Source organism: Candidatus Babeliaceae bacterium, from assembly GCA_041660765.1.
Classification (GTDB): domain Bacteria; phylum Babelota; class Babeliae; order Babelales; family Babelaceae; genus JBAZVR01.
Genome location: JBAZVR010000001.1, coordinates 395,362 through 418,522 on the forward strand (window position 1 = coordinate 395,362; position 23,161 = coordinate 418,522).

The 23,161-nt window shown below is 37.5% G+C and carries 31 protein-coding genes; 19 read left to right on the top strand and 12 right to left on the bottom strand.

Annotation, left to right across the window (positions count from 1 at the left end):
- From recA to WC707_02175, 9 genes are all read left to right on the top strand, one after another.
- Positions 1-1,056: a recombinase RecA gene (recA, locus tag WC707_02135; protein MFA6065958.1), complete on the top strand. Its 1,056-nt coding sequence runs from the start codon at positions 1-3 to the stop codon at positions 1,054-1,056.
- A complete protein-coding gene (gene infC / locus WC707_02140; protein ID MFA6065959.1) occupies positions 1,053-1,601 on the top strand; it encodes a translation initiation factor IF-3 in 549 nt (182 codons plus the stop codon). Before recA ends, infC begins: the two co-directional genes overlap by 4 nt.
- 19 nt (positions 1,602-1,620) lie before the next feature.
- Complete coding sequence (gene rpmI / locus WC707_02145; GenBank protein ID MFA6065960.1) at positions 1,621-1,815, top strand: 50S ribosomal protein L35; 195 nt, start codon at positions 1,621-1,623, stop codon at positions 1,813-1,815.
- A 42-nt stretch (positions 1,816-1,857) separates the two neighbouring features.
- Positions 1,858-2,205: a 50S ribosomal protein L20 gene (gene rplT / locus WC707_02150; protein MFA6065961.1), complete on the top strand. Its 348-nt coding sequence runs from the start codon at positions 1,858-1,860 to the stop codon at positions 2,203-2,205.
- An 83-nt stretch (positions 2,206-2,288) separates the two neighbouring features.
- Positions 2,289-2,564 (top strand): hypothetical protein, encoded by a 276-nt coding sequence (locus tag WC707_02155; protein MFA6065962.1) that lies wholly within the window; start codon positions 2,289-2,291, stop codon positions 2,562-2,564.
- An 11-nt stretch (positions 2,565-2,575) separates the two neighbouring features.
- Positions 2,576-2,836: a hypothetical protein gene (locus WC707_02160; protein ID MFA6065963.1), complete on the top strand. Its 261-nt coding sequence runs from the start codon at positions 2,576-2,578 to the stop codon at positions 2,834-2,836.
- 86 nt (positions 2,837-2,922) lie between these two features.
- Entirely contained in the window at positions 2,923-4,479 is a 1,557-nt protein-coding gene (gene rny / locus WC707_02165) for a ribonuclease Y (GenBank protein ID MFA6065964.1), read from the top strand.
- A 13-nt stretch (positions 4,480-4,492) separates the two neighbouring features.
- A complete protein-coding gene (locus tag WC707_02170) occupies positions 4,493-5,323 on the top strand; it encodes a TIGR00282 family metallophosphoesterase (GenBank protein ID MFA6065965.1) in 831 nt (276 codons plus the stop codon).
- Between the two features lie 166 nt (positions 5,324-5,489).
- Positions 5,490-5,924 carry a hypothetical protein gene (locus WC707_02175; GenBank protein ID MFA6065966.1) on the top strand — a complete coding sequence of 145 codons (435 nt, stop codon included), beginning with the start codon at positions 5,490-5,492 and terminating at the stop codon, positions 5,922-5,924.
- Between the two features lie 15 nt (positions 5,925-5,939).
- Here the strand turns inward: WC707_02175 and WC707_02180 are convergent, their stop codons facing one another.
- The 4 genes from WC707_02180 to WC707_02195 form a co-directional block, all read right to left on the bottom strand.
- Positions 5,940-6,251, bottom strand: coding sequence for an addiction module antidote protein (locus WC707_02180; GenBank protein ID MFA6065967.1), 312 nt, complete (start codon positions 6,249-6,251; stop codon positions 5,940-5,942).
- Positions 6,248-6,580, bottom strand: a complete 333-nt coding sequence (locus tag WC707_02185) for a type II toxin-antitoxin system RelE/ParE family toxin (GenBank protein MFA6065968.1) — start codon at positions 6,578-6,580, stop codon at positions 6,248-6,250. The genes WC707_02180 and WC707_02185 overlap by 4 nt, the downstream gene beginning before the upstream one ends.
- 141 nt (positions 6,581-6,721) lie before the next feature.
- Positions 6,722-7,132 (bottom strand): hypothetical protein, encoded by a 411-nt coding sequence (locus WC707_02190; GenBank protein MFA6065969.1) that lies wholly within the window; start codon positions 7,130-7,132, stop codon positions 6,722-6,724.
- Between the two features lie 191 nt (positions 7,133-7,323).
- A complete protein-coding gene (locus WC707_02195) occupies positions 7,324-7,767 on the bottom strand; it encodes a hypothetical protein (protein MFA6065970.1) in 444 nt (147 codons plus the stop codon).
- Between the two features lie 131 nt (positions 7,768-7,898).
- Here WC707_02195 and WC707_02200 point away from each other — a divergent pair, with 131 nt between their 5' ends.
- The 5 genes from WC707_02200 to WC707_02220 all read left to right on the top strand — a co-directional run bounded on the left by WC707_02200 (position 7,899) and on the right by WC707_02220 (position 11,574).
- Positions 7,899-8,858: a tyrosine-type recombinase/integrase gene (locus tag WC707_02200; protein MFA6065971.1), complete on the top strand. Its 960-nt coding sequence runs from the start codon at positions 7,899-7,901 to the stop codon at positions 8,856-8,858.
- A 17-nt stretch (positions 8,859-8,875) separates the two neighbouring features.
- Positions 8,876-9,637: a hypothetical protein gene (locus tag WC707_02205; protein ID MFA6065972.1), complete on the top strand. Its 762-nt coding sequence runs from the start codon at positions 8,876-8,878 to the stop codon at positions 9,635-9,637.
- A 13-nt stretch (positions 9,638-9,650) separates the two neighbouring features.
- Complete coding sequence (locus tag WC707_02210) at positions 9,651-10,133, top strand: hypothetical protein (GenBank protein ID MFA6065973.1); 483 nt, start codon at positions 9,651-9,653, stop codon at positions 10,131-10,133.
- Positions 10,134-10,286: 153 nt separating this feature from the next.
- Positions 10,287-10,880: a hypothetical protein gene (locus tag WC707_02215; GenBank protein ID MFA6065974.1), complete on the top strand. Its 594-nt coding sequence runs from the start codon at positions 10,287-10,289 to the stop codon at positions 10,878-10,880.
- Positions 10,881-10,908: 28 nt separating this feature from the next.
- Positions 10,909-11,574 carry a hypothetical protein gene (locus tag WC707_02220; protein MFA6065975.1) on the top strand — a complete coding sequence of 222 codons (666 nt, stop codon included), beginning with the start codon at positions 10,909-10,911 and terminating at the stop codon, positions 11,572-11,574.
- Here WC707_02220 and WC707_02225 read toward each other — a convergent pair.
- The 4 genes from WC707_02225 to WC707_02240 form a co-directional block, all read right to left on the bottom strand.
- Positions 11,571-12,269, bottom strand: coding sequence for an SGNH/GDSL hydrolase family protein (locus WC707_02225; GenBank protein ID MFA6065976.1), 699 nt, complete (start codon positions 12,267-12,269; stop codon positions 11,571-11,573). The genes WC707_02220 and WC707_02225 overlap by 4 nt on opposite strands.
- 91 nt (positions 12,270-12,360) lie before the next feature.
- Complete coding sequence (locus WC707_02230) at positions 12,361-12,819, bottom strand: hypothetical protein (GenBank protein ID MFA6065977.1); 459 nt, start codon at positions 12,817-12,819, stop codon at positions 12,361-12,363.
- On the bottom strand, positions 12,816-13,541 hold the full coding sequence (locus WC707_02235; protein ID MFA6065978.1) for an N-acetylmuramoyl-L-alanine amidase: 726 nt from the start codon (positions 13,539-13,541) through the stop codon (positions 12,816-12,818). The genes WC707_02230 and WC707_02235 overlap by 4 nt, the downstream gene beginning before the upstream one ends.
- 93 nt (positions 13,542-13,634) lie before the next feature.
- Complete coding sequence (locus tag WC707_02240; GenBank protein MFA6065979.1) at positions 13,635-14,354, bottom strand: SDR family oxidoreductase; 720 nt, start codon at positions 14,352-14,354, stop codon at positions 13,635-13,637.
- Between the two features lie 550 nt (positions 14,355-14,904).
- Between WC707_02240 and WC707_02245 the strand changes: the two genes are divergently transcribed.
- Together WC707_02245 and WC707_02250 are read left to right on the top strand one after the other, a co-directional pair.
- Positions 14,905-15,258: a hypothetical protein gene (locus tag WC707_02245; protein ID MFA6065980.1), complete on the top strand. Its 354-nt coding sequence runs from the start codon at positions 14,905-14,907 to the stop codon at positions 15,256-15,258.
- A gap of 24 nt (positions 15,259-15,282) precedes the next feature.
- Positions 15,283-16,953: a glycosyl hydrolase family 18 protein gene (locus WC707_02250; protein MFA6065981.1), complete on the top strand. Its 1,671-nt coding sequence runs from the start codon at positions 15,283-15,285 to the stop codon at positions 16,951-16,953.
- A 53-nt stretch (positions 16,954-17,006) separates the two neighbouring features.
- Here the strand turns inward: WC707_02250 and WC707_02255 are convergent, their stop codons facing one another.
- The 4 genes from WC707_02255 to WC707_02270 all read right to left on the bottom strand — a co-directional run bounded on the left by WC707_02255 (position 17,007) and on the right by WC707_02270 (position 20,315).
- Positions 17,007-17,390 (bottom strand): hypothetical protein, encoded by a 384-nt coding sequence (locus WC707_02255; protein MFA6065982.1) that lies wholly within the window; start codon positions 17,388-17,390, stop codon positions 17,007-17,009.
- Between the two features lie 205 nt (positions 17,391-17,595).
- Positions 17,596-18,249 (bottom strand): hypothetical protein, encoded by a 654-nt coding sequence (locus tag WC707_02260; GenBank protein ID MFA6065983.1) that lies wholly within the window; start codon positions 18,247-18,249, stop codon positions 17,596-17,598.
- A 92-nt stretch (positions 18,250-18,341) separates the two neighbouring features.
- Positions 18,342-19,058 carry a site-2 protease family protein gene (locus WC707_02265; protein ID MFA6065984.1) on the bottom strand — a complete coding sequence of 239 codons (717 nt, stop codon included), beginning with the start codon at positions 19,056-19,058 and terminating at the stop codon, positions 18,342-18,344.
- A 54-nt stretch (positions 19,059-19,112) separates the two neighbouring features.
- Positions 19,113-20,315 carry an ImmA/IrrE family metallo-endopeptidase gene (locus tag WC707_02270; GenBank protein MFA6065985.1) on the bottom strand — a complete coding sequence of 401 codons (1,203 nt, stop codon included), beginning with the start codon at positions 20,313-20,315 and terminating at the stop codon, positions 19,113-19,115.
- A 165-nt stretch (positions 20,316-20,480) separates the two neighbouring features.
- On the opposite strand from WC707_02270, the gene WC707_02275 reads away from it, so the two are divergent.
- From WC707_02275 to WC707_02285, 3 genes are all read left to right on the top strand, one after another.
- Complete coding sequence (locus WC707_02275) at positions 20,481-21,383, top strand: DMT family transporter (protein ID MFA6065986.1); 903 nt, start codon at positions 20,481-20,483, stop codon at positions 21,381-21,383.
- Complete coding sequence (locus WC707_02280) at positions 21,380-22,261, top strand: DMT family transporter (protein MFA6065987.1); 882 nt, start codon at positions 21,380-21,382, stop codon at positions 22,259-22,261. Before WC707_02275 ends, WC707_02280 begins: the two co-directional genes overlap by 4 nt.
- Before the next feature lie 81 nt (positions 22,262-22,342).
- Complete coding sequence (locus WC707_02285) at positions 22,343-23,014, top strand: hypothetical protein (protein MFA6065988.1); 672 nt, start codon at positions 22,343-22,345, stop codon at positions 23,012-23,014.
- The last annotated feature ends 147 nt before the right edge of the window (positions 23,015-23,161 follow it).

Consider the following 23,161-nt stretch of genomic DNA (forward strand, 5'->3'; position numbering starts at 1 on the left):
GTGAGTGAAAAAAATATAAAAGAGTCAGAATTGTTATCTAAGAAAAAAATGCTGGAAGCAATATTTTCTCAAATAGATAAACATTATGGCAAGGGTTCTGCTATGTATTTGGGCGGCACCCCTACGGATGTTTATGATGTTATATCAACTGGATCATTACTTCTTGATGACGCATTGGGCATAAAAGGTTTTCCGCGTGGGAGAATTGTAGAAATTTATGGTCCAGAGGCTTCGGGTAAAACCACTATAGCTTTACAAGTAATAGCTGAGGCTCAAAAAAATGGTGGGATATGCGCCTTTATCGATGCAGAGCATGCGCTTGATTCTATTTATGCTTCAAAGCTGGGCATAAACACGCACGACTTAATCATTTCTCAGCCCGATTACGGAGAGCAGGCTCTTGATATAGCGGAAATGCTTATTAGGTCCAGTGCTGTTGATGTCATTGTGGTTGATTCAGTCGCAGCTTTAGTTCCAAAAGCTGAGCTTGAGGGCGATATGGGTGATGTGCATGTTGGACTTCAGGCTAGATTGATGTCGCAAGCTTTAAGAAAACTTACCCCTGTAGTGCATAAGTCAAAAACTGTTTTAATATTTATTAACCAGATTCGACACAATATTAGTGCGATGGCATTTGCGAGCAAAGAAGTAACTACTGGCGGCAATGCCCTCAAATTTTATGCGTCCTTACGACTTGATGTTCGTAAGATTGAAAGTCTAAAAGACAAAAACGGCGTACAGTACGGTAATAAAGTTCAAATTAAAATAGCAAAAAACAAGATGGCGCCTCCATTTAGAGTTATAAAATCAGATCTTTGGTTTGGTAGAGGTATTAATAAAGAGATAGACTTGCTAGATGCTGCGTTGGCATATGGCGTTATTAGTCAGTCGGGATCATGGTTTTCTTGTGACGGTGAAAAAATTGCACAAGGAAGAGATACTGTTGCAGCTATGCTTGAAGATCAACCAGGGTTTTTTGCAAAAATTATGGGTAAGGTTCAAGAAATGCGCAGTTCAGGAGTTATGAAAGATAAGATTATTCAGGGAGAAGAATGACAACGGTTAAACCTAAAAACGATGCCCCATTAATTAATGAGAAAATTCGTCATGAAGAGATGCAGCTTATTACTCATGAGGGCAAAAATCTTGGCGTAGTTTCTCGAGAAGATGCGCTTAGGTTTGCGCGTACTGTCGGACTAGATCTCGCGATTATTGCAGAGCAAGGGGCAGATGGTGTTCCGGTTGCCAAGATAATGGATTTTGGCAAGGTCCTGTATGCAAAGAAAAAACAACAGGCCGAAGCAAAGAAGAGGCAGCAGGTTATTCAAATTAAAGAATTAAAATTGCGCCCCAAGATTGCCGAGCATGATTATCAAACCAAAATGAATCAGGCTATTCAGTTTTTGAAAGAAGGCAAGCGAGTTAAAGTTACATTGATGTTTAAAGGACGGGAAGCTGCTATGAAAGATGAGCGCGGTTCTGAGCTTTTTAATAAAATTCAACAAACATTTGATGATCAAGCTCTTTCTAAGAATTTAGTACAAGAAAAAGATGCAAAGTCACCGCAATTGTGGTCACGTGTATATTATCTTAAAAAATAAACATTGCAGGATAAATTTAATGAAAATGAAAATGAAAACGCATTCCGGTGCAAAAAAAAGATTCAAAAAGCTAAAAAGTGGTCGTATAAAAGCGGCTAGAGCCGGTAAGCGTCACTTACTTACTAAAAAAACAACAAAAAGAAAACGTGGTCTTCGTAGTCCTTTATATATAGCTCTATGTGACCAGCACCATATTTCATCATTGTTGCCTTAATATTTTGATAATTAAACATAATTTTACTATAGGAATACAAGCATGACACGAGTTAAACGTGGTACGGTAACGAAAAAACGTCATAAGAGATTATTAAAAAAAACAGCGGGCTTTTGGGGCCAAAGAAAAAATATTTTTCGAAGAGCTAAAGAAACTTTGTTGCGTGCAATGGCCTTCGCTTTTAGAGGCAGAAAGTTGCTCAAGCGTGATATGCGATCTCTCTTTATTATGCGTATAAAAGCGGCTGCGCAATCCCATAATATGAAATATAATCTTTTTATTCACGGTCTTAAAAAATCACATGTGCTTCTTAACAGAAAAATGTTGAGTCAGATAGCAGTGTATGATGCGCAGACCTTTGAAAATATCGTACGTTTTATACAAGCGTAATTGACCCCTTGACACGGACAAAAGCTTTATATTAGTATCTTGCTTAAAAGGTTTTGTCCTGTTGAGTAAAAGGGAGATGCGGCATGGAAGCGTTACATATTCTTGAACAGAAAATCGCACATTTGATTGAAAGCAAAAGACGTGATATTGATCTTATAAAAGAGCTTAAGGATAAAAATGATATTTTGAGTCAGGAGGTTTTTCAACTTAAAAATCATTTAGAAAAAGTTGAAAACTCTTTACTTTTGGGGCACCAAAATCTTGAAGAGCTTAATCAAGAAAAAGAACTTACTAAGATTGCCGTAGATGATCTTATTAAAAGTATCGTTTTATTAGTTGATCAAGAGCTTCCTCAATGACTCTCCCTGTTATGAAAAAATATCAAGTATTGATTGGTGGGCGCGCTTATTCTGTCATCAGCGATGAATCAGAGGAGCTTATTAATGCATCCGCATTGTTAGTTGATTCTCTCATAGATGCATCTACCAGTGATCGCGGAGCAATTTTAACATCCCTGCGATTGGCATGTCAGCTTAAGGCGCTTGAATATCGTATAGAAGAGTATCATATTCGGGATAAAAGGCTTATCGACGTCATAGATCAAGAAAATAGACGTTCAGAACTGTTTTAGGCTTCTAGGCTGTTATTCTACCTCTACGGTTCGTTTTTATAACACATATAAAACAACAGTGAGAACTGTTTTATGAGGGAAATATAATGGTATCTTTGATAGGCCTTGGTGGAGCGGCCGCCCTTGTTGGCGGAGCTCTTCTTATAATGTTTGCAAAAAAAAAATTCGATCAAGCCCGTCGTTTTATTGTTGAATCGCAAGAAAAATTAGAACTTGTTAAAAGAGATATCGACACAGAGCGCCGAGAAGCTTTGATTAAGCTTAAAGATGAAATTTATAAAAAAAGAACAGAGTTTGATCTCGAAATTAAGCGTGAGCGAGCTGAACTTGAACGTCTTCAAGTAAAAGTTAATCTCAAGTATGAAGGTATTGAAAAAAAGGATCTGAGACTTGAAGATTTAAGAAGAGAGTTGCAGCAAAAAGAACGTACTATTTCTCGAACTGCTGATCAGCTGCGCATTAATGAACAGCGTCTTAAATCTTTGTACGATGAGCTTATTGCTAAATTAGAAAATTTAAGTGTTATGTCAAAAGACGAAGCACGCCGGGTGCTTTTTGATACGTTGGAAGCTGAAGTGCGGCATTCGCATGAAAAATGGATTCAAAAAGTAGAAGAAGAAGCACGTCAAGTTGCAAAAGAAAAATCTATTCATATTGTTGTAAATGCAATGCAGCGCTACACCGCCGAACAAGTTGCACCGCATTCTTCCGGCGTTGTCCATCTGCCTAATGATGAAATGAAGGGGCGGATTATAGGAAAAGAAGGGCGCAATATTAAGGCGCTTGAAATGGCAACCGGAATGGAATTTGTCATAGGAGATACGCCTGAAGTTATTGTTATTTCTGGGTTTAATCCTATACGCCGCGAAGTTGCGCGCAGATCATTAGAAAAATTAATATTGGATGGTAGAATCAATCCAACTAGAATTGAAGAAACAGTCGAGCAATGCGAGCAAGAAATAGACGAAATTATCGAAGAATATGGTAAGCAGGCTATTTTACAATTCAATCTTCAGGGTGTTAAGCCGGAGATGGTTTCTTTGTTAGGTAAGCTACATTTTAGAACAAGCTTTTCTCAAAATGTGTTAATGCACAGCATCGAGGTTGCCATTTTCGCTCGTATGATTGCTGAAGAACTAGGATTGTCTCGACCTGATATTGCATTGCGTGGTGGTTTGTTTCATGATATCGGTAAAGCACTTTCTGCTGAACACGATGGACCTCATGCTCTTATCGGCGCAGAGGTTGCAAAAAGATGTGGTGAAGATCCATTGGTAATCAACGCGATTGCTGCTCACCATGAAGAAGTTCCTGCTATTTCTGTGTACAGTATTATTGTTATGATTGCTGACACAATCTCTGCTTCCCGTCCTGGTGCGCGAAGAGAAACATTGTCTGCTTATATTAAGCGACTTGAACGGTTAGAAGAAATCGTTTATGAATTTGAAGGTATTAAACGAGCATATGCAATTCAAGCGGGTAGAGAAATCCGTGTTATTGTAGAAGAAGACGTTTTAAATGATGACCAGGCTCTTAATTTAGCGCGCGATATAGCTCGTAAAATAGAAGTTGATATGGCGTTTCCTGGACAAATTAAAGTGAACGTTATTCGTGAAAAACGTTCAATCGAATATGCACGATAGGTATTAGATTATAATGAAAATAAGAATATTATTATTGGGCGATATTGTGGGTGCTCCTGGCAAAGCCATGGTGCAAAAACATTTAGCCGAGATTAAAAAAAAGCATGATATTCAGGCAGTTATTCTCAATGGTGAAAACTGTGCTGGTGACGGCCGCGGGATTACGCCTCGTAGTATGAAATTTTTTAAACACATTGGCGTTGATGTTGTTACGAGCGGTAATCATATTTTTCAAAAGAAAGATATTTACTCATATTTAACTGAGCATAAGGATCTTGTGCGGCCGCTTAATTTTCCAAGCGGTTGTCCTGGTTCTGGCGTCACAACATTTTCAGTTGATGGCGTTACGGTAGGGGTTATTAACGTTCAAGGCCGTGTTTTTATGCGTGAGTTGGTGAGCTGTCCATTTCGTGCAGTAGAATCAGCGCTGACTTTTTTACAATCGCGTACTAAAGTTATTCTTATTGATATGCATGCAGAAGCTACATCGGAAAAGCTTGGCCTTGCGTATTTTGTCGAAGGCAAAGTAAGTGCTGTTGTAGGTACGCATACCCATGTTCAAACAGCAGATGAACGTATTTTACCTGGTGGAACGGCGTATATTAGTGACCTTGGTATGTCCGGCGCTCTGCATTCTATGATTGGCATGAAGCGAGAAATCGTTATTCGACAAATGCTGACCCAGATGCCTGCAAAGTTTGAAGTTGAGACGGAAGGGCCTATGTGCATGACCGGCGCCATTATTGATATTGATTCAGAAACCGGCAAAGCGATACATATAGAACGCCTCAAAGTTATCGATGAAAATCTCAAAATCGACCACCAAGACTTAGGCGATAAGTAAATTATTTTAGGGGTGTAAATTCTGCACCCCTAACCTTTAAGCACGCACCCACTCGTAAAGCGGTGTATCGAAGGGCTTGGAGCCGCTGAATTATACTTTTTAACTTTTTTCTTTATTAATTAATTTAATTACTGATATAATTTTAATCATAAGAAGGGGAATCTCTATGAAATTATATTGTGTACTTGCTTTGGGGTTGTGTGTATTAATTAATAATCTGAGTGCTCAGGATGTAGTACATCGGCAGCTACAAGAGTCGCTTATTTCTGCGATACAAAAAAATGATAGCGCAGCTGTTTTGCAGCTTATTCAAAGTCGACTAGTATCTGTTAATGAACCTGACATAGTCATAATAGATGGTTATAAGTTGCAAGAGAAGCGGGTTACAATGCCGCTTATTTTTGCTATTAGGAAAGGCAATTCCGCTCTCGTTAAGATCCTACTTGACCACGGAGCTGATATTAATGGTATAAGCTATGAAGAAACGACGAAAAAAGGTCACAGTGAGCCAAGTTATCATAAAGAATTACATGCGTTTGAAGAAGCAAAAAAAATTGGCAATCAAGATATTATTAATCTGATTGCCAATAAACTTAATTGAGTTTTACCGACAAAATCACTTTTTTATTGGGTTTATATCAATTTCAAAGCCAACGGCATGCAAGACCGTTTTTAATGAAGCAAAGCGCGGGTTGCCTTTTTTAGAAAGCATTCGGTAAAGATTTTGTTTGTTTAAATGGGTCTCTTTTGATAAATCAGTGATGTTGCCTCCACGGGCCTCTAAGACATCACGCAGGGCCAATAAAAAAACACGTTCATCTTCATCGGTGAGTGCTGCTTTAAGATACGCAGCTGCTTCCTGGGGATCCTGAAGATTTTCTAATAAAAATTCTTGAAAGTCTCTATAGGTTACTTTTTTTCTTGTCATTTCACTGACTCCTTATAATTAAGCCAATACCGTTGAGCTTTAACTATGTCCTTATCTTGGGTCCTTTTATCTCCCCCGACTAATAAAACTATTATCGTATTGCCCTGTTTTCCAAAATATATTCGATAGCCGGAGCCATAATCAATTCTTAATTCCCAGACACCATCTGCCTGCTTGAGTAATTTACTGTCACCAAAATTTCCCAAACTAACTCGCTTTAATCTGGTGATAACAATTGATCTTGTCATCTTATCCAAATCAAGTAGCCATCGGGTAAACGGTTCTTTTCCAGTATTTGTTTTGTAGATAATGATTTTTGTTAAGCTCATATTATAATTTTAGCTTATAAGCTACTAAAATTCAAGATAGCCTTAAATTATTTAAAAAATTACACGCGCTGGAAGAAGCAAAAAAAATTGGCAACCAAGATATTATTAATCTGATTGCCAATAAAAATTAATTAAACAATATTATTGTTTTCTAAAAATGTGTAAAAATTCGTCATATGATATAGTGATTTTTTTTGAAGAAGTAACATATGTCGTAACTTCTTCTTCTAGTGGATCAAAATGTGCTATTAGTTCCGGTTTCTGTTTATTACGATGAAAATAATAAGCGTGATACTCGCCACTTGTGGTCACTTGCTTCAAAGGGTCGTGCGGCCAACCAGTATATAGTTGTTTATCCCAGCTTATTTGTTCACGTAACGGGTGATTGAGCCACCGTTGCTTGATTAAAAGATATTTTTCTTCTTTTTTTTCCAGCGCTTTTATTTTTTCTGGGAGCTGTTTTTTTATAGCTATTGCCGCGCTTTCATACATGCTTAATATGTTTACTGGCATTAATAATAATAAAAAAATATTTTTTGATTTTTTTGACATGGGATATCCTGTTAGATTTATTGATTTATATAATACTTGTTGTTAGTGTACATTTTTTATAGAAATAATCTCTGTTTTTATTATATTTCTGTAGAGTTTTTTGACGCTCTATCTGAATGCACTAAAAAACAAAGGCCACTTGATATCAGGTGGCCTTTGTTTTTTATATTTATATTCTATTTACTAAATTATTATTTTCTAAAAATAGCTAAAAACTCTTCGTAAGATGTACTCAATGCAGGTTGGTCATCGATATAAGTTATAACTGTTTTGGTTGTTGGTTCAAAGTGGGCTATTAATTTCGGTGCTCGGTTATCTTTTGGATGGTAATTTAAGTAATAATCACGAGACTCTGTGCTTACCATAATTATTTTTAATGGGTCATGCGTAAAGCCGGTAAGTAGTTGTTGTTGCCAGGCTTGTCTTATTGCTTCATTTGGATGATTAAACCAAATTGCCTTGATTGCTTGTTGTGTCTTTTGTTTTTCAAGTTTTTCTGCTTTTTTTTCATTGTTTGTATTTTTACGAGATGTTGGTGAATTTTTTGGCGACAGAGACACCAGAAAATTTTTAAAATTTTCCATGCAGATTATGTGCACTGGTATCAATAATAGAAATAAAAACTTTTTTAACATGATATATCCTATCGTTCGTGTAGATCAATAATATTCTTGTTATTATTGTACATTTTTTGTAAAAATAATCTCTGTTTTTTTAATTTCTTTTTTGTTATTTTTATTATTGGATAACAAACATGTGGGAATATATGGAATATGAATTACAACATTTAGAAAATCAACAACTCAAGCAAAGTCTAACAGCGCTGATAGAGAAATTTATTGCGTCACTTGACGTTGCGCCGAGCTCACGTATGACGTATCGCCGTTCATTGCATCAGTTTTTTATATGGTTTACGGCAAAAAAAATAAAAAGCCCTACGCGGGAGACTATTCTTGCCTATAAAGAGGCGCTTGATGCAAAAGGCCTCAGGCCGCCCACACGCTCTAGTTATCTGGTAGCTGTACGTAAGTTTTTTGAGTGGACAGAAGGCTTGATGCTCTATCCCAATATTGCGCGTGGTATTAAAGGCGCAAAGCGATCAACAAAAAGCCATCACAAAGACTCATTTTCACTTGATCAGGTGCAACGCATTTTTAATGCGATAGATATTTCGACGTTACAAGGTAAAAGAGATTTTGCCTTAATTAATCTTCTCGTAAGAACAGGGTTACGACTCATCGAAATATCTCGCGCTGATATTATTGATTTAGTGATAGAGGGTGACGAGGCGGTATTGTGGGTGCGCGGCAAGGGGCGTGACGGCAAAGATGATTTTGTGGTGTTAACACAGGAGACGCTTGATCCATTACTGATATACCTGCGTACACGAAAAGCAGGTAGCAAAAAAGATCCACTTTTTGGATCAGTGAGTGATAGAAATAATGGCAAGAGAATTACTACGTTTTCTTTATCTCGTTTAATAAAGCAGTATTTAAGAAAATCTGGACTTAATAGCAGGCGCTTAACTGCACACAGTTTACGCCACACGTTTGGCGTTTTATCTATTACTGCTGGGGCATCACTATACGAAGTGCAGTTGGCCATGCGACATAACGCTGCGGCCACGACAGAGCTATATCTTGGTGATATCGAAAGATCTAAGCGTATGGAAGCGGCTCCTGAACGAATGTTGAGCGCTTTGCTGCATGAAAAGGGTATAAAATAGTGCGCGCTCTATGTAACATGTGTGTATTACTTTGTTTTTCACACGCGCTATTTTTTGCGCAAGAAAAAATAGCGCAGCAAGAGCTGCAAACTATTGCGCGCGCTATTTGGCGCAATGAGTCAGGTTGTGATACAAAAAAATTATTGTGGTGGAATAAAGGTGAAGACTTTCTGTCCCTTGGGATTGGACATTTTATTTGGTACCCGCAAATGCACGTAACACATTTTAAAGAAATATTTCCTGAATTTATTGCCTATATGCGCAAAAAAAAGAGCAAGTTACCTGGCAAGATACAAGAACAAGCATGTCCATGGTCGTCTCGAGAAGAGTTCTTACGCGCACAGGTGGATGGTGCAACGCAAGAGTTACATGATTTTATTTATAGCACTATATCTGAACAAGCTGATTTTATGCTGATACAATTGCAAAAAACGCTTATAGATATACAAAAGCATGTTAATAAAAAACAAAAAAAAATAATACAAAAAAAAATAGATAGTCTTATGCTTATTCCCGCAGGCCGTTATGCGTTGCTCGATTATCTTAATTTTAAAGGGTCTGGCCTTGATAAACATGAGCAGTATGCTGGACAGGGATGGGGATTGTTGCAGGTGCTTATTGCTATGGATTCAAATGTGCACGATCCGGTGCAAGCTTTTTCTGCGGCGGCTCAGGAACGTTTACGGCTGCGCGTAGCCAATGCCCCGCGAGAACGGCATGAAGAGCGTTGGCTGAAGGGCTGGCTTAATAGAATTGCAACGTATAAGAATTTTATGTGAGGATCAAATCAAAATGTTGAAAATAGATAAAAACTTGATAAATGCGGCATTACATGCTCGTAATAATGCTCAATCACCATATTCAAAATACTCCGTTGGTGCTGCTGTTCAAAGTAAAAGCGGCGCAATATATGCCGGCTGCAATGTCGAACGTTGCAGCTATACTCAGACAACCCATGCAGAGCAAAATGCCATAGACAACATGATTGCTGCTGAAGGATCAGTAAAAATAGAACGCATTGTTATTGTTGCCGCTCCAGCGGATGTGCGATGTGCTCTTTCTGATTTTGAAAACTCAATAATTAATACCATTATGACCGGCGGGTGCTGCGGCCACTGCCTGCAAATTATCTGGGAAAATTGTTATAATGATACAGCTGTCGAAATATATTTTCTACGACAAGACGCAACAATTACCGCAACCACAATTGGCACATTATTGCCATACCCATTCGGCCCCTCAGACTTGGGTATTTATTACGGAGAGATTATATAAACAGTGAATATTATTCGAGGGGTTTATTATTGCGCTGCAATTTGTAATTTTTTGTGAACTAATAAGATTATCATTGATATTTTTATTAAAACAATTACTATTAAACAACGTTAAGTTAAAAGTCTTCTAGTCCAAATTTTAGAGATTAATAACATGCATAAAATAATGTGTACTATATTTTTATTTGTTTCGCATATAGCAAAACCGATGCATGAGCCCGACGAATATCTTAAAATAGTTGGTTTGTGTACGGGCGCTGCTGTTACGTATGGGATAACGGCCTGCCAAATAAGCATTCGTGTTTCGGTTGAACAATTTCATGATCAAGTTAATAAGCAAGCATTAAATCCTTCAGCCAAGAACTTGTTACGTTCTCTATCACCAACAAACGCCGGCATTCTATGGGGATTAGATACCTCATGGTGGATGGGGATTGTATTGGGAGCGCCTCTTGCTTTCACAGCTCGTTATGGTAGTTGGCCGCAAATTGGGGCATCGCAACTTATTATGCCTCTTGGCGTTGCCGTGGGAACTGTGGCAACGGTATCAGCTCTATCGGGCTGTGCAGCATTTGGACTTAAATCTTTTGCAAGCGCTGCTGAAAGGCAACCGCATGATACACAAGCACGCAATATGAATAAATCGATCGCAGTTGATAGGGCACACTCGATGGCCTATAAGACAGCAGTGGTTACTGGGATTGGGTTGTGTGGGTACGCTCTATATAAGCGTCATGCAATGTGTTAATTAATAAAATAAAATGAATAGAATAAAAATGCATAAAATAATTCTTACGACATGTTTGTTGGCTTCGCAGATGGCAAAACCGATGCATGAGTCAGGCGAATATCTTAAAATAGTTGGTTTATGTACGGGCGCTGCTGTTACGTATGGGATAACGGCAAATCAAATAGGTATTCGTGTTTCAGGTAAACAATTTCATGATCAAGTTAATAAGCGAGTATCAGATTTTTCACTCAAGAACTTGTTGCTTTTTGCATCACCAACAAAAACTGGCATTATGTGTGGGATGGGGCTTGCATTGGGCGCACCACTTGCTGTGGTATCTCGTTATGGTAGTTGGCCGCACATTGGAACATCGCAACTTGTTATGCCTCTTAGTCTGTCTTTTTTAACTATCGCAAGTATTGCCACACTTACCGGATTTTGCGTTGACGTCGATGATAGTATTAAACGCAGTTATGCTAGTAACAGGGTTGCTAATGGGCAGCTTCTGGTGCAGCAACGAACAAGCGAGGCACAAAAAGGGGCTCAATGTAAAAAATCTAATCAGGAGTTAAGCAAGTTTGAAGAAGAACGGCGCCAGCAGGGCTATAAGAAAGTCATTAATTCTGTTTATGACGCTTCTTTTATAACAGCTATTCCTGTGGTGCTAGGCTTATATGGATATGTCGCATACAAGCGTTATACAATGTGTTAATAAATTGACAATAAGAGCTCGATAAAACGCTTTTTAATAAGATGATTGTGCTTCATGCCGACATGGACGCAGTTGTCGCTCAAAGCGTGATTTAATGAGCCATCTTGATTTGCATAAATATCATGCGTCTGCAGGAATGGTATATTATAGAGCAAGCAAGCGGCGCGTAGCCTTTTATTAAGTAGACGTGTAATCGCAATTCTATCTTCTAGCGTTCCATAAAACGGCGTTTGTATATTATTGCATCTATCTGTTGGGGGTATAACTTCCATGACCATACAATAAATATTTTTATAAAGCGCTCTATTTTGATTGATTGTTTCTAGATAACGCATAATAAGCAGATCAATAATGTCATTGAGATCTCTCTTTTGTTCATCTCTCTGTTTGCCAATGTGACAACGAGCATCTATTTCTCCAAAAGTAAAAAGTGCAACGTCATTTTCTTGAACGCCATACTTACGGAGATTGAGTATTTGCAGTCCATCTTTGCCAACCCCATGCATTGTTTTGCCAATAATCCAATGTACTGAAAAGGGTATCTGTAGGTTATTGTAATCAAGTACGTATTCTCGTTGTCCATTATTACTAAAACACCAATTGGCATGGCTATCGCCAAAAACGTGTATATGTGGCATGTATGTACATGTGAATATGCTATGTAATAATAAATTAATATATAATAATTTTTTCATGAAAACTCCCACGTTATTACCCCTTTATTATATGATAGAGCAGTATGATACTCTACAGTATATATGTGTAATAGTTATAAAATAAAGAGATTTATGAGCGTACGCATCTTTTTGGTAGTATGCGCAATTGTGTTTTTTCTAAATGTTCACCGGCAAAGTCTATCTCTAGAGCATAGTTTTTTGCCGGGTTGCTTTTAATATTGATCGTGTCTTTTGCTAAGATATGATTTTTTTCGTGCGATATGGGGGTAGTTAGTTTGCAAGTAATAATATTATTATGGGTGTCACAAGCAATCGTTTTAAAATATACATCTTTGAGATGTGTGTTTATTTTAAGTTGTAAATTATGCGTTAATGGTACATAAAATTTTTTATATTGGCCGGCTTTAAGCCATGAAAACGGCCGTTGAAAGGTATATGCGGCGCTAAAAGGGGCTTTGTAGAGTAAAATTTTATTGGGAGTATTATTGGTTATATTTTTGAGAATTACGTGTGCATCTATTCTATTAAATACGCAGCTGAGTGATATTACAAAAATATATTTTTTCATATTTTTTTGCTTTCTTGTATATAGGCAATGATCGCATCGGCAATAATTTGAGCGAGCTTTTGTTTGTAAGCTGTCGATAGAAAATTTTTTTCAACTTCAGAATGAGTTATATAATCAAGTTCTATAAGTACAGCAGGGCAAGACAGGTTTCTTAAAACATTAAATCGGGCTTGTCGTATGCCGCGGTCTCGGATATTAAGATTACCCATGGTGCCCAACCAGTCCTGTTCTGTGTTATGGGCAAGCGCCTGATGAATGTATGCAGCTAAGATGTATGATCGTGTGGAAAACTTTTTTTCAAAGGGGATAAAAAGCTCAAAGCCTCGCATTGCTTTACTTCCAGAATTTGCATGAAGTGAAATTACTATATCAGGCTTCTGGTCTTTTATAATTTTAGATCGTTCTGTAAGATCTGTAGTGAGATGATGTGTATAAAAAACTTTTTCTTGAGCATCAGTTATAGCATCAGGATTAAAATGAGTGTTTTTATCAAGTTGCTTATTAAAATGCCGGTCTGTCGTTCGCGAATAAACAGGCGTTATGTTTCGCTTCTTCAGTAACGCACCTATGCGATGGGCAATATCAAGCGTTATGTCTTTTTCTAATAATTTTTTACTAAAACTGACGCATCCGTCGAATGCCCCGCCGTGACCAGGGTCCAATAAGACAGTAACGCCATAGCAATAGTTACTTATTATAAAAAATAAAAATATTTTACGCATATCTGCCCCTAGGTATACGTTACGCATGGTTATTTATTTAATTTAATAATAGCAATTATTTATATATTTTAACAAGAAAATAATTAATTTTTCTCACCAGCTCATCGGGGTGCCGTCGTAATTATAAAAAAATTGCTTAAGCGAAGATATCGTCTTTGAGGCGCTCTTTTCTATAACATTAATCATGCCTGACACGCTGGTATTTACTTCTATTTCAGCGTTTGGACCACCCATGGCTGTTTTAACATGACCAGGATGAAATAATAATGTCTTTACGCCGCCGTCATGTGTTTCTAAGGCAATCTTACTCATAATAATATTAAGGGCTGCTTTGCCGGCGCTATAAGCAAAAGTACTTTCCAGCTCTTTTCCCGTTGATAATATATAAGAAATGCTGCCCCGGCGGCTACTGATAGCCACCAACGTTTTTAAAGAACTGCTTGCTACATGATTCATAAAATGCTTGGTAACTAATAATGGACCGATAGCGTTAACAGTAAAGACTGCAATCATGGTATCAGCAGTAATATGTTCTAAGTCTTGATCGCTCCCAAAGATACCGGCGTTATTAATAAGAATATCAATTTTTTCATTAATGAGTTGCTGGGCAACTTGGGCAATATTATTCTCTTGAGTTATATCCATAGGAATACGTTTGATGTTTGGATAATTTTGAGCAAGCTCTTCGAGTTCGTGAGTATCTCCACCAGGGAGATAGGTAGCAAAAACCTTATACTTTTTATGAGCGTATTGTCGTACAAATTCTAAGCCAATACCTCTATTTGCTCCCGTAATCAACACTGAATATACCATGAAAAACCCCTTATTCTTAAGCATAATCGTTTTCTATGTCAACAATTCCTAATTTATTGACATAGAAAATATCAATTCCAATATTATAATGTCTGATAATTTTTGAAAGCTTCAATTTAAACAAAACACTTATATTTTGACATAAGAAACATCTTAGTTTTAAAGTTAATATTATATCAATAATCACTTTTTTCTTTCTTCTATACCTATAAATCTTTATGCATCATTTTTCTACACGCTTCAAAAAATACTCTAATATAATTTTATAATTTTTTAGTTAAAAAAATCAACACTATTAAGAATAATGCATTAAATTAAAAAGTCTGATAATTATAAAATTTATAAAAATACACATAAAAAACAAATTTAACTATAAATGGTGGTGAGTTGTTGTATCGATTAAAATATCAAGACATGACAAAAAGATTTGGCAAAACTCATTCTTGTTATCGTTTTTTTAAAAAAATTTTGATCAAAAATATTGAAAAAACGACCGCAAAAGTATTATTATATAATAGTCATCAATAAGTATTTTTGATCTAGGGGAAATATGAAAATTAGAATAATAATTTTATTGTCGCCAATCATGATCAATGCAAGTACGCTGCGCATAACTAATTTGGCAAAAACGCCAATAATCTTCGACTATCAAAGCGCAGGAAAAAAAGAGCTCAAGCCATTAGAAATTGGATCCAAGCAAGCAAGAAAAATTCGTCCGAGGCCCCACGGTATCAATACCGTTTCTTGGTCATATAAAATGCAAGCAAACAAAAATAACGCTACAACATATAGCGTCCCATTAGAAGTCTCGCCGATTAGAACGGGAGGCCGTTTGATTATATATGATGATGGTAAATATTATTATTCGATTGATAAAAAATATATGCAAGCAAGTTCTTTTTAAACCGTACCTAGAAAGGGGAATTCTATGTATAAACGTACTATACTATACAGCATCTTACTGATTGCACTGCAGATGCACGCACTACAAGTGCCATTTGCCGACGGAGCAATCATCATAACTCCTATTACTACTGCATCATGGGGAAGCGGATTTCAGGGAGAGATACAGATCGTTAATAATTCTTCTGCGTCTTGGAATAATTGGGGTTTTAGTTTTACACTCAATAATCAACTGACTAGTTTATGGGGTGCAAGTTTTTCTGTGCAACCAAATAATGTATACCTGGTCACCGCACCTTCTTGGCAAAGCACATTAATGGCGGGTGGCCAAACAAGTGTCGGCTTTGTAGCAACCGGTGCGTTGCACACACCACAAAATTTTATACTTACTGGAATTACTAATCCAACCGGCCCAACAGGCGCTACTGGAGTAACAGGTGCAACGGGCATAACCGGATCTACTGGCATAACTGGTGTTACCGGGTCTACTGGAGTCACCGGGCCTACCGGCAGCACCGGCGTAACAGGAAGTACGGGTGTGACTGGTACTACTGGCACAACAAGCGGGGCTTTTAAAGTTGTTGGTTATTTTCCAAACTGGGCAATATATAGAACACCGTCGGCGTTTAAACCTATTAATGTTAACGTACAATTGCTCACTCACTTAAATTATGCCTTTGGTAATTATGATACCAATGGGAATATTCTTCTTTTTGACTCATGGGCAGACACGGGATATACCGATGCATACACGTCATCGTCTCAGCCGTATGCGGGCAACTTTGGTCAACTATACAATATTAAACAGCAGCATCCACATCTAAAAACTATTCTCTCTGTCGGCGGCTGGACATTATCAAATAATTTTTCACCTATGGCGGCCAACCCACAAGCGCGCGCAAACTTTGTGCATAATTGTATAAAATTCTGCGAGCAATATTCATTTGATGGGATAGATATTGACTGGGAATATCCTGCGTACGCGCCACAAGGGGGCAATCCTCAGGATACCCAAAACTTTACGTCATTAATGCAAGAATTGGGAACTGCATTTAAAGCACATTCACCGCAACTTATTCTTACCTTTGCTGCACCTGCAGGCCCTTGGAATTATACAAATATTGAATTATCAAAAATTCATCCTTATGTTGATTGGATCAATATAATGGCGTACGATTATCATGGCCCTTGGGGAGACCCTACAACCGGCTTACTCTCACCACTCTATGCGCCAGACTCTGCTGATGCACTCTTAAATGGCGATAGCTGTATTAATTATTATCTGTCGCAGGGGGTGCCGGCATCAAAACTTGTTCTGGGGATGCCATTGTACGGAAGATCGTACGCTGGTGCCAACTCAACTCCGGACGGTCTCTTTAGTACGTATACAGGAGCTGGTCATGGAACGGTAGTGCAACTTCCAAATACATCAGAAGCCGGTGTTGTTTTCTTCTCTGATATAAAACAGCATTTACTTTCGACGTATAATCAATACTGGAACGCACTTGGCCAAGTGCCCTATCTTCATAATCCAGCAAATGCTGAGTTTATCAGTTATGAAAATGAAACATCATTGGGCATTAAGGCACAATATATAAAACAAAAAGGTCTTGGCGGCGCTATGGTCTGGGATTTGAGTAATGACACTATCCCTGCATTTGACGCCCTCACCGCTATTAATAATAATTTAAAGTAACTAAACACAAAGGGGAGCCGGAGGCTCCCCTTGCACTCATAATTTATATAGTTTTAAAAATCAATAATCGAAAACTTTAATCCAGGCTTACTCCCGGGTGTTTCATCGTGCATGGTATACGCAAAAATATCCGCGTCTTGATGATGATGGATTTTAAAGCCAAAAGGATGCTCAGGAATTGTATCAATATCGAGTACTTTTCCCAAAATTGATCCTGATCCAACAACTTTTACATGGGTAAGAACGGTACTACCGCTACTCGGAATAATCTCAAATTTTTTTGGCGGAATATTCATATGTACCGTTGTCGTCGCATCATCTCTGACAATAGTACAAACGGCATCAATAGAGTCAGACGTGTTATTATGAATATATGCAAAGACAGCAACGGCCCGCTGTACGCACAACAACAAATATAGTATTAACAATTTTTTCATGCTTACTCCCAATTATAACGTTTTGTTTTTTAACGTCGTTAATTATAGATTAATCACAAAAATATACCAACCATTAAAAATTAATTATTTTTATAATTATGATCTTGCCGCTTGAAACGTATCAACAAGTCAAAGACGCTTTGCAATAAAGAGAGAGTTGGCATTCACCAACTCTCTCTTCTGTAAAACAAGTACAAATATCTTTTTATTTTGCTTTTAAGTTTTCCAAATATTTTTTAAAATTCAAGAAATATTTTTTTTCGTTATGAAACTCAGGATCTGATTCTTCACGGAAACGAATCGAGTCTTCGATGCTCCCGTCAACATCATGAGAAAATTGGACGATTCCAACCTGACTTTCGTCTGTTTCAGCAGAGTATAAAATCAAGACTTTGTTGGTGCTGGCGGGAAGCGCAAGGTATTTATAATATATTTTATTATCTTCGTAATGCTTAAATGCCAATAGTGCAAAACAAAAATCTCCTATTTTCGACAAATGAAATTCTCTTGCGGGCAATTCCATCTCGTCACAATCATGATTAAATTCTACAAATGGTTGTTCTGACCTAGGAATGGATTTAAAATATTCAGAAATAAATTTCCGCTTAATAAACTCATAACGGGAAACATCATCAGAGTTATATTTATGATTTAAAATTGCTGGTACCCATTTTCCATAATTAGATTCAGGCAAAGCATTTTCTTCGCACAACTTCATTTCTTTTTCATTAACCAAATAAAATTTTTTAGCGGTCCGATTATAAAAAGTAACTTTTACCGTTTCTTCTTCTGTACAAGCCGAAATACTACTTAATAATAACGCTGATAATGTAGCCGTTTTTAAAATTAACTTTTTCATAATTTATAACCTTTTTTTAATATTCTAACTATTATACTTATATACTCTATGTTATATTTTTTCAAAAAATTGTCAAACTGCACTTTGCTAGGCTAGTGCATCCCTTGAAATGTTTTTACAGCCTTCCTGATACTCAGGGCGCTTAATGCGCCAATACCGGCATACATCCCAATCTTATAAGATGTTATAAATTTTCCAGAAATACATTTTTGCATCAATGTATTATCACTAGTATCATCCTTAGGATCTGCTTCAAAAAATAAATTTCCAGTTGGGCGCATATCGCGGAGGTGGTTAAGAGCTTCTAAACCACTCGTTACACATATTCCAAAAGATGCCCACTTTGTTAAAAAACTCGCCTGAGGAGAAATCGCAAAAGATTGCGCTGCGGACTGAAGAGTATAACAAAAAGCAAAGCCCGCTAAAGGACCCGCTGTCGTTACTAAAAAATCTTTCTTGACCGGCGTCCTTTGAGACTGTCCTGCAAATGTTGTATCACCATCAAGCAGTACTGGTTTTAAAATTTCACCCAGATATACTTCAACAGGGCCTATTGAGAGTTTTGCAGCTGATGATTTTCCAACTTCTGGCTCACCAATTGATATTTTTTCAACTTTTTTTCCAAATAAAAAACCGATTGAAACGTGTCCAAATTCATGAGCAAGTAAACCGAATGTACCAAGGACTCTGGCCCCCACGTATACACATCCCATCGCCAATAAAGCTTGAGGTATATTATTATAATCAACGCTCGCGTACGTTTGATTGCCAGCAAAAGAAAACATTGTTAGTAAAATAATTTTTTTCACAATTTCACCATTAATTTTTATATATTGTTTAACATTAATTATAATCGATTAATTCTATTTGCCAAATAGCTTATTATAATGCTCTACATAAGGCTGCATGGATGAATCGATAGCGTTTTCAGCGATACCTTTGCTCTTTAAAAACTCTTGTATATACATAATAGTGTCGGGAACTGATGGATGCTCGCTAGCGGCAGCCTTTTCAGGGGTTTCAAAGCCACGACTATGGCAAACTTGTAAGTACGCTAGACGTTCATAAATACCATCTGTTTTGTTGAGATTGTGCAGCAAAGAACAGGCTAGCAAATCAGCTTCTTTTTCTTGCACTCGCAATTCTTCCAGAGAAAGAGGCTTTTCATTTTTTATGGTCCAATGCTTAAGCGCAATATGAGAGCATTCATGAGCAAGTGCAAAAGACTTGCAACCTTGGTGTTGATCTTCATTAATCCATATATGCCATGCAGTGGCACACGTATTTTCTGATGCCTTTACTCGTATCAACCAGCGCAATGGAACATCCAATGTGTCTAAAAACTCCTGAGCAAGCATAGTTGCTTCTTCAGAAGCTGACGCCGTGCCTGATTTTTCTACTAGAGTAATGTAACTTTTATTAAAAATCATGTTAAAATACGGCATGTATTTTTGAATATTATCTTCTATAATTTGATCAGAAAGCCCTTTGTTCTTCAAAAATTCTTTCATATACTCAACGTTTTCTTGCAACGATGGATGATCATCAAGAGCCGCTTTTTCAGAGGTTTCCCAATTATTATCAACGCCAAATTGCAAATTGGCTATTCTTTGATAAATAGTTTCTATCTTATCTAAGTTATATAGTACGGTACACGCTAAAAGATCAGCTTCTTTTTCTTGTTCTCGTAACTGTTCTATAGAAAGCTCGTTACTATCATCATTTCTCTTATTATAATGATCTGCTGCAACGTGACCGGATTCATGCGCTACAACAAATTCTAATGGACCCAATATTCTATGATTAGTATTAATAAAAATGTCTTTATCAGTAGCATAACTCACGTCGTCAGTAAGCTGTACACTAACTTCTTGCCAGGCTGGATGATCAAGCTGTTGCAAAAACGTATGTACAGATGCCGTACAGGACTCTATAGTGTGAGGCGTAGCATGATAATAAGCGCTCTTTTTTTGATGAGTATACCAATGAGCACCTAAAGCCAAGCCTGTTAAACCGACCAGCACACCTAATAATATTTTTCTAGAATAATTATAAGAAATAACCATAGTAACTCTCCATTTTTTAATTTTTATTTGTATTTAATAACAAGTATATTACAATGAGAAATATTGTCAATTGAGGGCAAAATATATTGTGTAATATGGCAATACTCGTATACTAAATAAGACAGATAGAGAGATATATTTTCAGGGTTGCACAGTAAAGGTTATATGATTCTCGTTATTCTCATCAATGCACTTTTTTCATTAGTATTCCCATTAGGACAGATTGCCTTGCGCTCCTGTCCTCCTTTTTTTATCATCGGTTTGCGCATGCTCTTAGGAGGCACGCTTTTGCTTGGCTATTGGCTCCTGAGGGGCGAAAAACAAGCATTTACCAAAAGTTTTATATGGCATGTTTTTCTGCTCGGTGTTTTTAATATTTATCTCACTAATGCCTTTGAGTTTTGGGGCTTACAGTATATGACGAGCGCAAAAACCTGTTTTTTATATAACTTATCCCCCTTCTTTTCAGCATTCTTTGCCTATCTCCATTTTGGCGAAAGAATGACCTACAAAAAGTGGTTAGGTCTTGGCCTAAGCTTTGCAGGTTTTATTCCTATTATGCTCACACCATCCTGCGGAGAGCTCGATCTAACACGCGTAGGTTTTATATCAACCGCTGAACTTGCGCTCATTATAGCGACTATGGCAAGCGTGTATGGCTGGATCATTATGCAGGACATTGTTCGTCATAAGCAATGGGATAGTACCCTGGCCAATGGCCTCAGTATGGTCCTGGGCGGCTTATTATCGTATGGGCATTCTTTATTGAGCGAAGCCTGGAATCCCACTCCTGTACTCAGCTGGTGGCCATTTTTAGGGATCGTTATAGTCATAACCCTCATATCAAATATTTTCTGTTATAGCGCCTATGCCTACTCATTAAGGCGGTATACGGCAACCTTTATGGCCTTTAGCGGCCTCATGGGCCCATTCTTTGCGGCGTTATATGATTGGTTGTTCTTTGGCATCGCTGTTTCTGGTCATTTTTATATAGCAACTGTATTGGTAGCCGCCGGTGTTTATCTGTTTTACCATGAAGAATTACGACAAGGATACATGATTTCATGATACTCATATTACTCTTATACGCGCTCTGCGCCTCTACATTTACGATCTGTAAAGCCGTATTAATGTTTAGTAAGCCTATTTTTTACGTAGCGATACGCATGTTGATCGGCGGCTCCCTGCTCTATGGCTATTACATAGCTACTAATAGAAAAAAGCTAACTATCGATCCGCGCGATTGGGGGCTCTTTTTGCAGGTTATTATCTTCCATATTTATATTATTTATGTGTTAGATTTATGGGCTTTACAGTATATGACCAGTATAACGTCAGCATTTATCTATAATTTAACCCCCTTTATATCAGCTCTTTTTTCTTATTTTTGGTTTAATGAAAAAATTACCGGCAAAAAAGCTCTGGGATTAGCTCTGGGAGCCATTTCCCTGATACCTATCTTTTATCAATGCTCATGTTCAGCAGGGGCTTTGAGCTCCTATGGCTACTTTCCGTATATAGCAATGTTACTTGCGGCATCTTCAGGGGCTTATGGCTGGATTTTACTGAGAGAATTGATCAAAAACAGGCACTATTCCCCTATTATGGTCAATGGCCTTGGCATGCTCGGTGGCGGTGCCGCCGCCCTCTTTACCTCCTGGGGCTTTGAGCACTGGGATACCGTTGCCCCGGTCAGCAACCTATGGCCTTTCCTGCAACTCACCCTACTTATAGTAATCACCGGTAATATCTTCTTCTATAACCTCTATGGATACCTCTTAAAACGCTATACAGCAACGTTTTTAGCCTTTGCCGGCTTTACGTGCCCCCTCTTTGCCGCCCTCTTTGGCTGGCTGTTTTTAGGGGAGTCCATGAGCCTCGACCTGGCTTATTCAGGGATTTTGGTCTTTATCGGCCTCTATCTCTTCTATCAAGACGAGCTCTAAAAGCCGTATTTTAATTGACAAATAGAATATATATGATAAAATTATAATATATATTAAAAAAGCTTATTCTTGGGGGGTTTTATGAAGAAAAAGAATCTATTTTTAAATACACTCGCATTCTTAAGCCTTGCGGCCTATTCAACACAATCTTATGGCATGAATAATCAAGAGCTCTTGGCAACTATAGGCAAAGCAACGGCTTCTGTTGGCTTGGCTGGACTAGCTTATGCAAGTTTCGAGGTAGTCCATGAATTTGGACATGCTATTGCAAATAAAGCTCTTTTTAAAGAGCCATTAAATATTACATTATTTGATAATGGATCAACAAAACCGATAGCGAAAATAGGGGGAGTAAAATTACAATCGCTCAATATTCTTTCTTCTAAAAGTTACAACGAGCTCCGCATTGAGCATTCTGGGTATAAAGAAGGCATTGTAAGCTTGGCTGGACCCCTTTTTGGTATAGCATATGCAATGGCAATCTTTAAGTATTCGCAAGGTTCTATGATAAAACTGCCATTAGCTATTGCCGCGTTAGCATCTATAGGCGGCGAGATAATGAGCTTGTTGCCAATAACTATTGACGGAAATAGTCTTGACGGCCACAAGGCTGCACACAATATTTTTGGAATTTCTCATCAAACATTACATAAAATTTCTCATTATAAAAGGATATTACAAATAACAGCTACAATTGGCTTAGGCGTAGCGAGCTTCAAACCAGTAATTAATCTACTTGATCAATTAGATTAAGCCACAAAAACTAAATACCCTATCCCCTCTTTGCCGCCTCAGCCCCCATCTCTTCTATCAAGACCAGATTTTATTAAAATAATTCAAATTGACATAATTATAAAAATCTATACACTATATTATATAAGTAAAAATACATAATATTAC

Coding starts and splice junctions, on each gene's coding strand:
- infC (MFA6065959.1), top strand. CDS start 1,053: ATGACAACGGTTAAACCTAAAAACGATGCCCCATTAATTAATGAGAAA.
- rpmI (MFA6065960.1), top strand. CDS start 1,621: ATGAAAATGAAAATGAAAACGCATTCCGGTGCAAAAAAAAGATTCAAA.
- rplT (MFA6065961.1), top strand. CDS start 1,858: ATGACACGAGTTAAACGTGGTACGGTAACGAAAAAACGTCATAAGAGA.
- WC707_02155 (MFA6065962.1), top strand. CDS start 2,289: ATGGAAGCGTTACATATTCTTGAACAGAAAATCGCACATTTGATTGAA.
- WC707_02160 (MFA6065963.1), top strand. CDS start 2,576: ATGAAAAAATATCAAGTATTGATTGGTGGGCGCGCTTATTCTGTCATC.
- rny (MFA6065964.1), top strand. CDS start 2,923: ATGGTATCTTTGATAGGCCTTGGTGGAGCGGCCGCCCTTGTTGGCGGA.
- WC707_02170 (MFA6065965.1), top strand. CDS start 4,493: ATGAAAATAAGAATATTATTATTGGGCGATATTGTGGGTGCTCCTGGC.
- WC707_02175 (MFA6065966.1), top strand. CDS start 5,490: ATGAAATTATATTGTGTACTTGCTTTGGGGTTGTGTGTATTAATTAAT.
- WC707_02180 (MFA6065967.1), bottom strand. CDS start 6,251: ATGACAAGAAAAAAAGTAACCTATAGAGACTTTCAAGAATTTTTATTA.
- WC707_02185 (MFA6065968.1), bottom strand. CDS start 6,580: ATGAGCTTAACAAAAATCATTATCTACAAAACAAATACTGGAAAAGAA.
- WC707_02190 (MFA6065969.1), bottom strand. CDS start 7,132: ATGTCAAAAAAATCAAAAAATATTTTTTTATTATTATTAATGCCAGTA.
- WC707_02195 (MFA6065970.1), bottom strand. CDS start 7,767: ATGTTAAAAAAGTTTTTATTTCTATTATTGATACCAGTGCACATAATC.
- WC707_02200 (MFA6065971.1), top strand. CDS start 7,899: ATGGAATATGAATTACAACATTTAGAAAATCAACAACTCAAGCAAAGT.
- WC707_02205 (MFA6065972.1), top strand. CDS start 8,876: ATGTGTGTATTACTTTGTTTTTCACACGCGCTATTTTTTGCGCAAGAA.
- WC707_02210 (MFA6065973.1), top strand. CDS start 9,651: ATGTTGAAAATAGATAAAAACTTGATAAATGCGGCATTACATGCTCGT.
- WC707_02215 (MFA6065974.1), top strand. CDS start 10,287: ATGCATAAAATAATGTGTACTATATTTTTATTTGTTTCGCATATAGCA.
- WC707_02220 (MFA6065975.1), top strand. CDS start 10,909: ATGCATAAAATAATTCTTACGACATGTTTGTTGGCTTCGCAGATGGCA.
- WC707_02225 (MFA6065976.1), bottom strand. CDS start 12,269: ATGAAAAAATTATTATATATTAATTTATTATTACATAGCATATTCACA.
- WC707_02230 (MFA6065977.1), bottom strand. CDS start 12,819: ATGAAAAAATATATTTTTGTAATATCACTCAGCTGCGTATTTAATAGA.
- WC707_02235 (MFA6065978.1), bottom strand. CDS start 13,541: ATGCGTAAAATATTTTTATTTTTTATAATAAGTAACTATTGCTATGGC.
- WC707_02240 (MFA6065979.1), bottom strand. CDS start 14,354: ATGGTATATTCAGTGTTGATTACGGGAGCAAATAGAGGTATTGGCTTA.
- WC707_02245 (MFA6065980.1), top strand. CDS start 14,905: ATGAAAATTAGAATAATAATTTTATTGTCGCCAATCATGATCAATGCA.
- WC707_02250 (MFA6065981.1), top strand. CDS start 15,283: ATGTATAAACGTACTATACTATACAGCATCTTACTGATTGCACTGCAG.
- WC707_02255 (MFA6065982.1), bottom strand. CDS start 17,390: ATGAAAAAATTGTTAATACTATATTTGTTGTTGTGCGTACAGCGGGCC.
- WC707_02260 (MFA6065983.1), bottom strand. CDS start 18,249: ATGAAAAAGTTAATTTTAAAAACGGCTACATTATCAGCGTTATTATTA.
- WC707_02270 (MFA6065985.1), bottom strand. CDS start 20,315: ATGGTTATTTCTTATAATTATTCTAGAAAAATATTATTAGGTGTGCTG.
- WC707_02275 (MFA6065986.1), top strand. CDS start 20,481: ATGATTCTCGTTATTCTCATCAATGCACTTTTTTCATTAGTATTCCCA.
- WC707_02280 (MFA6065987.1), top strand. CDS start 21,380: ATGATACTCATATTACTCTTATACGCGCTCTGCGCCTCTACATTTACG.
- WC707_02285 (MFA6065988.1), top strand. CDS start 22,343: ATGAAGAAAAAGAATCTATTTTTAAATACACTCGCATTCTTAAGCCTT.